Genomic DNA, 10343 nt, shown 5'->3' on the forward strand with positions numbered 1-10343 from the left:
CAGGCTGCGCCTGCCCGGCACGACGGACCGGCTGCGCCGGACCGTCACCAGCCCCGAAAACCAATACCAGGCGCCACCGCCAGGCCGCGGGTCAGAGTACCGGCAGCAAAAACGCGATGGACAGCCCAATCAGGCACAAGGCGGATGCAACCATGCCAAGGCGTTTCCCGGCTTTCACTTCAGCCCTGGACTGCCACAGCGCCGCAGCTCCTGCAGCTGCGCCCCCGATAGCCACGATCCACCCTGCAGGCGTTTGCGCGAGCGTGGCCACCATGGCCGCGGCGAAGCCGCCGCCGGCCGGCCTGCTCACCCATGGGGGGGCATGTCCTGTCGCCAACACTGCGCCGACCAGCATGCACAGCGCGCCGAAACCCATCAGTCCGAAAAGCGCCCAGCCCCAGGCCAGGACACGCCGGGACTCAGCCGCCGTCGCGGCAACAGCAACGCTCGCCTCGCTCACCGCTTCAGCCAGCGAATTGAACGCGCGCTTTGTTTCCGCTTCAGCGGTCTCTTTGATGAGGGTGCGCTGCTCCGCGACGATCTTCTTGACCTCAGCGCCGATGGTGAACGGCACGCGGCGATACAGAGTCTCGTACGACTGCAGCGCCATCAGCACGATCCACAACGCGTCGTTGTCGCCGATGTTGAGCCCGTTCTTGACGCGGTACAGCTCCTGAACCTCTTGCTCCGAGGGCTGCCGGCCAAGCAGCTTCTCGAAAGCCGACTCCAGGTCAGGCATTCAAAACGACCCCCAGCATCGTGTGCACGTCCGCACGCCAGCGGCCCAGTTCCGCCCGATTGCCCAGGGGCAATTGCTCCATCGCCTTGGCTATCGAAAGCCGGTTGCTGTAGAGGTCATCGCTGACTCGATCCGCCAGGTCAGGCAGCGTCAGCGACCGGCCGCCAGCGTCTTCGACCGTCTTGCGGATCTGCGATCCGTTGTACAGCTCGAATTTGCGCTCGTCACCGAAGTAGCTGTTGCGCACGACATGGGTTCTCGACCCCGGCAGGGCTTCCATGTAGTCACGCAGGAGTTCCAGGCTGTCACGCTGCCGGTTGATCACCCACAGCGTCACCAGTTCGCGCTGAAGCTCTTTCAGGGTGCTGTTGAGCGTTTGGCCGTACGCCGTCACGCCCCTGTTGTTGCGCGCTGCCGTGTTGACCACCACAACGTGGTCCGGGTTCTGGTCGCACACGTTCACCAAGTCAATCCACCCGTTGGCGTCGTCCAAGTCAATCAACTCGGTTTGCACTTCGCCGCTGTACATCTTGAACACGTCGGGATTCGACGTGTCGGACTCGATCAACAGCACCTTTTCTCTGCGTGAGCCCAGCGTGTCGATGAGCGCAACGCTCTGGATCGACTTGCCGACGCCGCCCTTGCTTCCACCTGCGATGTAAATCCGTTTCTTCATGGCGCTACTTTCAGATGTTCGGAGAATCCGCGCGCGGCACAAAACTGCTGCTGCGCGCGACCGGCTGCGGTTGATCCCTCGCGACGGCAGTCGCGGGACCACCGGCCCGGTCCTGCCTTGCATCCCCAGCGCCGTCACGCGGCGCGCCTCCTGATGCGCTGACTGGAGCAGGTGTGCTCGTATCAGCGCCGTGGTTTTTTGGTCTGTCCTTTGCGCTGTCAACTCCGCGATCAACCGCGCCGTCAACTTCGCCCTCAACTCGACGATCAACGCCATGCGCGGCGCGAGTCGCGCCGCCGCCGCTGGCCGCGATGGTTTCAGCCGTTGCAGCGGGTGTGCTGGCACGCGTCACGGCGTCGCTGGTGTCAGCCGTGACGGCCGAGCTTGGCTGATGGGCTGCACCAGGTACTGCACTCGGCGTCACGGCCCCCGGCTGTCCTTGCTCAGCAACGCGATCAACCGCTTGCGCATTCGTCGGTGCGCCGGTCAGTTCTCGCGTGCGCTTCTGGCCATTGCGTGTGGCGGGCGTTGATGCTTGCTTGGGCCGTGGTTTTGACGTGTTGCGCGCGCGGCTGAGGTAGGTCTTCAACGAGGTCGAAGAAATCTCGACGCCGGTAGCGCGAAGGATGTTCGCGATGTCGTCAATCGAGTATCCCCGGCGCTGCAGTTCCGCCAGCTCGCCAGCCATCCGCGCAATCGCCTGCTGCAGCGTCAACTTCCGCTTGGCTTCCTCCAGTGGAGGCATCTCCAGCAGCCTCGACCGCACGTCATCAACCTGGGCAACGGTGATCTCCATCGGGCGTTCCGTTTCTCGAAACGGGGTTGATCCCCCGGGGTTTGTTCTCCGCATTCTAGACACGATACGGAACCGGTGGTACGGTGATGCACCGGGCAAGTGGCCAAGTTCCGGGACAGGGTAGGGCTTGTGCTACCGCCGCAAGCGGCGTCCGCACAACCGGCTGTGCTCCAGTCGTTGCACTCCCTACGCTTCGCCTGCCCCCCTGCTCAGGGCTGCGCCCCGAGACCCCGTTGTGTATGGGAGGCTCACCAGTGAGCGAGAGTGAAAAGCGCAAGCGCACAGGGCTATTGCCATCAGTCCGCTGTCACCCTGATGACGAGCGGGCCGTGCGCGAGAAGGCCGCCGACTGCGGCATGAGCGTGGGCCAGTTCATGCTTTCAGCGGCCCTTGGCCGCCGCACCAGGTCGCACGTAGACGACCACATCCTCAACGAGTTGCGGCTGCTGGGCGGACAGCAAAAGGAGCTGTTCCGGCAGGGGGGCGGCGCGCTGCAGCCCGAGTACGCCAAGCTGCTGGCTGAGATCACACAAGCCATCACGCGGCTGGGAAGCTGAGCATGCTGGCCAAGGTGCCGTCGCGGCGGCAGGACCACAGGTCGAGCTTCGAAGACCTGGTGGATTACGTCAGTGAAAAACCGGACGAGGACGATGACGATGAGCTCCATCCAAGCGACCGACAGCGACACGACCAAATTCTTGGAATTGCTCGTGAAAATCTCCGAGCAGCAGAAGATCAACTGCAAGCTGTTGGACGAGTTGATGCAGCTGCTCGACATGCCCTCCGAGGACGTGTTGAAAGTGCTCGCGCGACTGCTCGTGCCCATGGGCCGCGACATGGACGAACTGGTGCAGAACCTGAAGATCGAATTGATTCGGCAAGACCTGCCCAAAACGGCGCAAGCAGCCGGCTGAAATCGCACGGCGAGGCGCTTTCTCAGGCACGCGGCCATCTGGGCGAAGCGCAGCAGCATTTGAACGTCGAGAGCCGCCGTGACTTGCCCATTGCTCCGGCCGCGCCGATACGTGCGGAAAACGCGCGTGAGAAGGCGCAGCGGCGACGTGCCCGGCACGCGCTCAAACGCAGCGATGAAGGTGGGCCGACTACAGCCCACATACAAGCGATCGAGCGCGCACGGGAGCGCGTTCTTGCCGCCGGGGAACTGTTGGTGCGCACAGCACCATCGCTGGCGCCGGAGGTCGCTGCACGTGCGCGTGCCCGGTATGCGCTGCTGGCGTCCGGATTCGGTGCATCGGGCGAACCACATCATGAGGCCGTACAGGGGGCAAAAACTGCAGGCAGCGACCTGTCTCACGTGCGCGGGCATTTGGATGCCGCGCAGGCCTATTTGGACGCTGTAGGGCAGCACGGCAAGGGGAGCGTCTTCAGCGGCCTTTGGAGTGTGGCGAGGCGGTCTTTAAGCGGCCATCAGGGCCCGGCGGGCATGGCCGCTGGAACAGCGCATCGGGATGCACTCGACGATGCGCGCCGCAGTGTGGACAAAGCGGGACAGCACCTGGCCCGTGCCGCATCCGCCGACAACGCCACGCTGGCTGCACATGCCCGCGCTCTCTACACGCGCATGGCGGCATTGTTTGAACCCGGTGGTCTCGTGGCGCCTGGTACGCATGAGATGGCAGTTCAACGAACTGTCGCGCTGGACCTCGCCAAGATCCACCTGGAGGCTGCGCAGACGCACTTGCTGACCGCCAAGGGCCGCAACGTGGCAGGCGCCGCTGCTGCACGGCAACGGCTGGCTGACTCACAACGCATCGGCCGACTGCCAGTGCAAGGCGGGATTGGCAGCCATGCAGACGCCGCGGGCCAGGATGAAACCCACCGGCGTGCCCTGGAAGGCACTCGCCACCGCTTGGTGGCCGCCGACGAGTACCTGCGGCTTTCGCCTCAACTCGACATCCAACTTACCGCACGCGCCCAGGCGCTTTTCTCTCAACTCTCAGCCTTGCATGGAGCCATTCATGGCAATTCACATCAGGGAAGTCTTGCCCTTGCTCGAAACCATCTACAAGCAGCAGGTGCACATTTCGGACCGGTTGAGCGGGCTGAAGGACGCACTTTCAGCCGAGCCCACGCCCATCGAGCCGCACTTGCGCGCGATGCTCAAGCCGGTGCTTCAGGACATCCAGGAGATGCAGCAGGCGCTCTCGCTGAGCGAGAGCTCGCCCGGCTCCTAGGCCAGCCGGCGCGGGTGCAAAGCGCAAGCGGCACGGCATGCGAGCACAACTGCCTGTCGCTCGAGTCTGCCGCCTTGGAGATGAAGGTCGTCGCCGCGCGCAACGCGCGCGTCAAGGACCCGGTCTACCACGTCGTGCTGTCCTGGCCATCTGGCGAGTCGCCCACCGACGACCAGGCTTTCGCCTGCGGTCGGCACGCTCTGCAGGCAGTCGGCATGCAGGACCACCAGTACGTGTTCGCGGTGCACCGCGACACGGCTCACGTGCACCTGCACATTGCGGTGAACCGCGTGAATCCGGACACCTTCGCCGCGGTCTACCCGGACCGCGACTACTTCAAGCTCGACCGCGCGATGCGCGAGCTGGAACTGCAGCACGGCTGGCAGCACGACAAGGGGCCCTACGCCGTGTTCGAAAGGGGCGGGCAGCAGGTCATCGACTGGGCGAGCAAGGCCCCGGACAGCAAGGAGAAGCTGCCTACTCGCGCCGCCGACATGGAGCGCCACGCCGGCGCTGAAAGCCTCTTCACCTACGCTCGCGGCGAGCCCAAGGCTGCCGTGCTCAAGCTCCTGGGCGGACCGAAACCCAGCTGGGACACGCTGCATGCGACCTTGGCGCGCTTCGCGCTGGAGCTGCGCCCGAAGGGGCAGGGCTTGGCCGTGTATGACCTCAGCGGGGAAAGCCGGGCCCCGATCAAGGCCAGTGACATGCACGAGAGCCTGTCGCTACCTCGCCTGACCAAGAAGCTCGGTGCATACAAGGAACCGGCCAAGCAGCTCCTGCTTGCCGAACAGCGGTACGACCGCTTCCGCGAGCCTGTCCGCGACCCGGCGCTCAGGGAGCAGCGGCGTCAGGAGCGGGCAGATGCACGGCGAGGCCTGCGCGAGCGCTATGAGCAGTACCGCGCCAGCTTTGCGCTGCGCCGCCTGGACGAGGCGACCGTGAAACAGCGATTCGAGGAGCTGCGAGCCACTGCCCGGCGCCGAAGGGCGGAGGTACGCGACACGGTGCGGGATCCGGGCATGCGACGGGCGATGTACAGCGTGATCGCGTTCGAAACGCTGCGCGCGCGGCAGCGGCTGCTCAAGACCATCAAGCAGGAAAGAGACGCCCTGCGCCGTGACCCGGCGAACCGCCGGATGTCGTTTCGGGAATGGGTCACTGACCAGGCGGCACGCGGCGACGCGGCAGCCATCAGCCAGCTGCGCGGCTGGGCCTACGCCGAGCAGCGTGAGCGGCGGCAGCTGGCCGCGCTGACCGCTGCCGAGCACGTGGACGGGTTTCGGGGCGCAGAAGTTGTCGATCCCGTTGCACGGGAGCTGGGCAACGGCTTCTCGTTCGTGGTGAAGCGCAACGGTTCGGTGTCGTACCGCAGCAGCGCAGGCCAGGAGGTGTTCGTCGACCATGGGCAACGCATCGAGGTCCTGCCTGCTGCCTTGGCCCACAGCCAAGCGCTCGCTGCGGCACACGCCCTGGCCGTCCAGAAGTACGGGCCTGGAGTCGAGACGACAGGCCAGGCTGGATTTCGCAACGCTGTTGCCGGCCTCGGCACGTCACGCCCGGCGGCGCCAACGCCGACAGCGAATCCCGAAACGATGCCTGCCCCGGTACCCGTTGCAGACATTGCAACAGCGGACACGGCCGCGCGCATTGGCACCGTCAAACCACAGCCTGCGCCAACCCGCAGGCGCCGCCAGCGGTAGGGTATGAACGAGTTTCCCAATTCCGTATCATGTAATGGATACGAAAAGGAGGCACCCATGGTGCAAGACGGTAAGGTACTGCTCGCTGTGTCACTTGCCTGCATGGCGGCGTTGGCCGGCTGCGCATCGACCCCTAAGGAGTCCCCTTCATCAGCGGCGCCGGCGCAAGCCCAGGCTCTGGTCGACGCCCAGATCATGGAGGCGGCCACGAAGATCCAGCGAACCCAAGCTGAGCTGTTCCAAGCCGCGGCACTCAATGACGTCGTCCCGCCGCAGCCCGCGGACATCCGGGACGACGGCCAGCCCGTGACGCTGTCGTGGCGGGGCGACGCCGCGGAACTGCTGCGCCGCCTTGCACGCGACAGGGGTCTGAACTTTGCATCGGCCGGCGTGCGATTGCCCTTGCCTGTGAAGCTCAACGTGAAAAACGAGCCCTTCGCCGGCGTGCTGCAGCTGCTGCGGGCGCAGATCGGCTACCGGGCCGTTGTTTCGCAAGTCGGCGACCGGATCATCCTTGAGTACAGCCGCCCGCAGTAAGAGGTATCTCATGCACCGACTAACTGCCGCTGCGGCCAGCTGCCTGGGCTGCCTCCTGGCGCATGCCGCGCCCCCCGCATACCCGACCGCTGGTGCAGGTCTGCCCCCGCAAGGTGTGCAGGTTGCGCCGCCGGAGCTGGAAGCCTTGATCAATCCGCAGTCGAAGGCGACCACCGGCATTGCCGACCTGCGGGCCAAGCTGCTGCAGGACACCGGCAAGACCACAGGCTTTCGCGGTGGCATCGCCTCGCGGTCACTGGAGCTGTTGCAAGCCCTTGAAGGGCGCTCACACGCGCTGGAGGTGATGTTCCAGTTCTCCCCATTGGTGTCGCGCAGCGGCACGCTGCCGCCCGTCATCACCACGGCCCAGGACGTGGCTTCGTTCGCGCCAGACCAGATCCGCACGGCCAACCAGGTCTACAAGATCGAGCGAGAGGAAAGGTTCGTGGCCGTGCCGCCTACGTGGCGCGACTACCTGCTTGTTGGGCTGCCCAACAAGCCATGGGTGGAGTTGCCAGATCTTCAGGCCAGGCCTCAGGACGCGAAAGAGCAGGCCTTGTGGAAGGCGGCGGTGGAGCAGGGATGGAGTGAAGGGCGCGTCCAGGCTGACGCCATCCTCACAGCGAATTTCAACCGCCTCGTGCGGGACTACAACGGGATGGTGCTGTACTCGGTCCTGCTGCAGCAGGGAATGATTTCGCCCACACGTGTGGCCGAGTCGCAGCAAACCGTGTCTGGGGATCAGAAGCGCATGGTCGTGGGCGACAAGCTGCGGCGGATGACCGGCAAGGCCCAGTTCGAGACCGACGCGGGCAAGTGGCGCCCAACCATCCGTTCTTCCCCGCGTCAAGCCGCCCCGGCGGCGGCACGCCCGGCTGCTCCAGCGGCCGCTACGACACCAGCTACCGCTCCCGCCGCACCATGAGCGACGTCACTTTCGAACCCTTCGATTTCCACGGTGAGCTCAATCCCGACAACTTCAAGCGCTTCGTCGTCTACGCCGCGGAGCGGGGCGTGTCGGACATTCTTATCCAAGGCGGCGACTACATCTGGGTGGAACTGCATGGACGCCAGCGCCGCGCGAGCCACCAGACCGTCAAGCAAGGGCAGCTTTCGGCCTTGATCAGCAGCGTGTGGGGACCGGACGTCGAGGGTGCAATCCGCTCCGGGACTGGCGCTGACCGGTCGCTGGACCTGTTCGGCGAAGAACTCGGCATCCCAAGGGGCAAGCGGCTGCGCGCCCGGTGCAATTTCATCCAGGCACGGGTCGCTCTGCTCGATGCTGCGTTCGCGATCACGATGCGGTTGATACCGCCCGATCTGCCCGACATTACAACTATGGGCATCGAGCCGGATCTGTTCGAAGCCTTCTATCCGGCCAAGGGACTCGTGCTGGTCTGCGGACCAACCGGCTCCGGCAAAACGACGCTGTTGGCCGGCGTCTACGGCTATGCCGGCGTGGCGATGCCAGACCGCAAAGTCATCACCTACGAGGATCCGATTGAATTCGTGCTGGGCGGCGCCCATTGGAAAGGTCCACAGCCGGCGCAGTCGCAGATCGGGCGTGACATCGCCAATTTCGCTGCGGGCCTGCGCAACGCGATGCGACGCAAGCCCAGCATCATCGGAATCGGAGAAGCCCGTGACCTCGAAACTATCGACGCTGCAATCGAGGCTGGGCTTACCGGGCACCTTTGCTTTGCAACGATGCACACGGACTCCGTGGCCGAAACCATAAACCGGGCGATTCAGGTCTATCCACCGGCCCAGCAGTCTGCCATCGCCAACCGGTTGCTCGGCTCGCTGGCGCTGATCGTCGTGCAGCGGCTGCTCAAGACCACGGACGGCAAGCGCCAAGCCATCCGCGAGTACGTCATCTTTGACCGTGAGCTGCGCAACGAACTTCAGGACCAATCATTTGAACGCTGGCCGAAGATGATCCGCGAAAAACTTGAGGCTGCTGGTGCGACGCTCGACGACAAGGCGTGGGCGCTGCTGCAAGCCGGCACGATTGATAAGCAAGAGTTCATCGAGCTCGCGGGCCACAAGGCCTATGTGCAGCGCATCAAAGGAGCGAAGTCGTGAGCATTTCCTGCTGGAGAGACGCATCCAAGACGCCGACACTGATCGGCATTCCCTGCACGGCGTTCCTGCCCATCTTCGGCTGGCTGTTCCACATGCGGTGGTGGACCTTCTACACGGCCGTGGGGACCATCATTGCTTTCGCCATCCTCAACAGGTTTGGCTGGACCTTCACCGTGCTGTACCGCAAGGCGATGTCCTGGCTGCGCGGGCGTAGGATCTACGCGCGCCCGTGGTGGTACCGCAACCGCTTCCAGGACTGGGAGTAAGGCGCTGGTTGAGATCGACACCAGGGAATAAAGGCCATGAGCGACTACGCACATCTGGAGCGCGAAGCCGCGGCTGTGGTGGAGATGCCGCTACAAGAGCGCGTGGACTTCTGCAACGAGGAGCACTGGGTAGGGTACAGGCGTGCGGGCGACATCCTGCACCAGCTCGATGCCTTGTACCTGCATCCCAGCATGCCGGGCTTGCTTGTCGTCGCCGACAGCGACAACGGCAAGAGCGCCGTGATCGCACAGTTCCTGAGCCGGCACCCAATGACACTCGACGCTGAGGGCCGGCCCGCTTCATACCTGCCCTGGATCTCGATGCCGGAACAGCCCACGCCAAGCACGTCCTGGTCGGCCGTTCTATGGCGGCTGTTGATCCAGCATGGCACCAAGTCCGCCACCAGCAGCAAGCGCCGTGAAGCGATAGCGGCAATGCGGTACGTCCACGCACGCGCACTTGTGATCAGCAACTTCGATCGCGTTGCAAATGCAGGGACCGACGCGGTGGCGCTGCTGGCAGCGATCGCAGACGCCAGCACGACACTGCAAATTCCCATCGTCGCTGCAGGTACGCCGCCCGCCATAACGGCATTGAAATTCGACTCGCGACTCCGGTCCGGGTTGCAGTGCGTGGAGCTCGGCCGCTGGGAGCTGTCGGCCGAGTACCTGACCTTTCTGGCCGGATACGAGCGGTGGCTACCGTTACCCGAGCCCTCGAACCTGGCCAGCTCGGACCTCGCGCCCATCATCTACGACCTGGGCGGCAACACCATCGGCGGCACCGTTCGCGTGCTGAAGCGGGCAGCCATCCATGCGCTGCAAACGGGCCGGGCGAACATCGACGCCCGGGTATTGCGCACCATGGAACTGGTCGATTGCTGAGCGCGTTCGTGCGTTGAAAAACAAGGAATCCCAACACCGAGGCCAGTAGCTGGCGGAGTTGACCCTCACCGATAGCCCAGGGGCGGCCACCGCCTGGGCAGGGCGACACGCCCCTTCATCGTGCTGGCCACCGGCGCGCAAGTGCTGCCGACCTGGCAAGCCATCGGACTGTGCGCCACCGCTGGCCACGCCTTCGAGATCCGTAACCTGGTGGTACCGGACACACACGCGTTCGACACCGAGCCCACTGCGGCCACACAGCGCGGCGCGCTCTACCGCTTCCTCTTCGGTGCGCTGGCCTACGTGACGCTGGCAGCCGGTGATATTGCCACCATCTTGGAAGTTCACGCCGTAGCGCTGCCGTAGACTTCCTTGCCTTGCCTTGCCTTGCCTTGCCTTGCCTTGCCTTGCCTTGCCTTGCCTTGCCTTGCCTTGCCTTGCCTTGCCTTGCCTTGCCTGTG

12 protein-coding genes and 1 pseudogene are annotated in these 10343 nt (G+C 64.7%); 10 read left to right on the forward strand and 3 right to left on the reverse strand.

Annotated features, from left to right (window positions below; translation table 11 throughout):
• Positions 1–91 precede the first annotated feature (91 nt).
• The 3 genes from ALA01S_RS29095 to ALA01S_RS33715 are packed head-to-tail and all read right to left on the reverse strand — an operon-like array spanning position 92 to position 2211.
• On the reverse strand, positions 92–739 hold the full coding sequence (locus ALA01S_RS29095; RefSeq protein WP_066342921.1) for a hypothetical protein: 648 nt from the start codon (positions 737–739) through the stop codon (positions 92–94).
• Positions 732–1415: a nucleotide-binding protein gene (locus ALA01S_RS29100; protein ID WP_066342924.1), complete on the reverse strand. Its 684-nt coding sequence runs from the start codon at positions 1413–1415 to the stop codon at positions 732–734. Before ALA01S_RS29100 ends, ALA01S_RS29095 begins: the two co-directional genes overlap by 8 nt.
• Before the next feature lie 10 nt (positions 1416–1425).
• Complete coding sequence (locus ALA01S_RS33715; protein WP_157119378.1) at positions 1426–2211, reverse strand: hypothetical protein; 786 nt, start codon at positions 2209–2211, stop codon at positions 1426–1428.
• A gap of 239 nt (positions 2212–2450) precedes the next feature.
• Between ALA01S_RS33715 and mobA the strand changes: the two genes are divergently transcribed.
• The 10 genes and pseudogenes from mobA (at position 2451) to ALA01S_RS29155 (ending at position 10248) form a co-directional block, all read left to right on the forward strand.
• Complete coding sequence (mobA, locus tag ALA01S_RS29105; protein WP_218011552.1) at positions 2451–2768, forward strand: plasmid mobilization protein MobA; 318 nt, start codon at positions 2451–2453, stop codon at positions 2766–2768.
• A 99-nt stretch (positions 2769–2867) separates the two neighbouring features.
• Positions 2868–3125 (forward strand): hypothetical protein, encoded by a 258-nt coding sequence (locus ALA01S_RS29110; protein ID WP_238456002.1) that lies wholly within the window; start codon positions 2868–2870, stop codon positions 3123–3125.
• A gap of 1065 nt (positions 3126–4190) precedes the next feature.
• Positions 4191–4406, forward strand: coding sequence for a hypothetical protein (locus ALA01S_RS29120; protein ID WP_066342934.1), 216 nt, complete (start codon positions 4191–4193; stop codon positions 4404–4406).
• An 11-nt stretch (positions 4407–4417) separates the two neighbouring features.
• Positions 4418–6109: pseudogene (gene traI / locus ALA01S_RS29125) on the forward strand (TraI/MobA(P) family conjugative relaxase); the annotation flags it as partial.
• Between the two features lie 57 nt (positions 6110–6166).
• Positions 6167–6646, forward strand: coding sequence for a DotD/TraH family lipoprotein (locus ALA01S_RS29130; protein WP_157119379.1), 480 nt, complete (start codon positions 6167–6169; stop codon positions 6644–6646).
• 145 nt (positions 6647–6791) lie between these two features.
• The gene (locus ALA01S_RS29135; RefSeq protein ID WP_238456003.1) at positions 6792–7571 is read left to right on the forward strand and encodes a type IV secretory system conjugative DNA transfer family protein; all 780 of its coding nucleotides are present in this window, start codon (positions 6792–6794) and stop codon (positions 7569–7571) included.
• On the forward strand, positions 7568–8731 hold the full coding sequence (traJ, locus tag ALA01S_RS29140) for a plasmid transfer ATPase TraJ (RefSeq protein ID WP_066342941.1): 1164 nt from the start codon (positions 7568–7570) through the stop codon (positions 8729–8731). Before ALA01S_RS29135 ends, traJ begins: the two co-directional genes overlap by 4 nt.
• Positions 8728–8997, forward strand: coding sequence for an IcmT/TraK family protein (gene icmT, locus ALA01S_RS29145; protein ID WP_066342943.1), 270 nt, complete (start codon positions 8728–8730; stop codon positions 8995–8997). The genes traJ and icmT overlap by 4 nt, the downstream gene beginning before the upstream one ends.
• A gap of 36 nt (positions 8998–9033) precedes the next feature.
• Positions 9034–9882, forward strand: a complete 849-nt coding sequence (locus tag ALA01S_RS29150; protein ID WP_066342945.1) for a TniB family NTP-binding protein — start codon at positions 9034–9036, stop codon at positions 9880–9882.
• Between the two features lie 120 nt (positions 9883–10002).
• Positions 10003–10248: a hypothetical protein gene (locus ALA01S_RS29155; RefSeq protein ID WP_066342946.1), complete on the forward strand. Its 246-nt coding sequence runs from the start codon at positions 10003–10005 to the stop codon at positions 10246–10248.
• The last annotated feature ends 95 nt before the right edge of the window (positions 10249–10343 follow it).

The sequence above is a fragment of the Azohydromonas lata NBRC 102462 genome (genome assembly GCF_001571085.1).
GTDB lineage: Bacteria > Pseudomonadota > Gammaproteobacteria > Burkholderiales > Burkholderiaceae_C > Azohydromonas > Azohydromonas lata.

Excerpts from the sequence above, each read along its gene's own strand:
- ALA01S_RS29095 (WP_066342921.1), bottom strand. The coding sequence starts at position 739 with ATGCCTGACCTGGAGTCGGCTTTCGAGAAGCTGCTTGGCCGGCAGCCC.
- ALA01S_RS29100 (WP_066342924.1), bottom strand. The coding sequence starts at position 1,415 with ATGAAGAAACGGATTTACATCGCAGGTGGAAGCAAGGGCGGCGTCGGC.
- ALA01S_RS33715 (WP_157119378.1), bottom strand. The coding sequence starts at position 2,211 with ATGGAGATCACCGTTGCCCAGGTTGATGACGTGCGGTCGAGGCTGCTG.
- mobA (WP_218011552.1), top strand. The coding sequence starts at position 2,451 with ATGGGAGGCTCACCAGTGAGCGAGAGTGAAAAGCGCAAGCGCACAGGG.
- ALA01S_RS29110 (WP_238456002.1), top strand. The coding sequence starts at position 2,868 with ATGAGCTCCATCCAAGCGACCGACAGCGACACGACCAAATTCTTGGAA.
- ALA01S_RS29120 (WP_066342934.1), top strand. The coding sequence starts at position 4,191 with ATGGCAATTCACATCAGGGAAGTCTTGCCCTTGCTCGAAACCATCTAC.
- ALA01S_RS29130 (WP_157119379.1), top strand. The coding sequence starts at position 6,167 with ATGGTGCAAGACGGTAAGGTACTGCTCGCTGTGTCACTTGCCTGCATG.
- traJ (WP_066342941.1), top strand. The coding sequence starts at position 7,568 with ATGAGCGACGTCACTTTCGAACCCTTCGATTTCCACGGTGAGCTCAAT.
- ALA01S_RS29150 (WP_066342945.1), top strand. The coding sequence starts at position 9,034 with ATGAGCGACTACGCACATCTGGAGCGCGAAGCCGCGGCTGTGGTGGAG.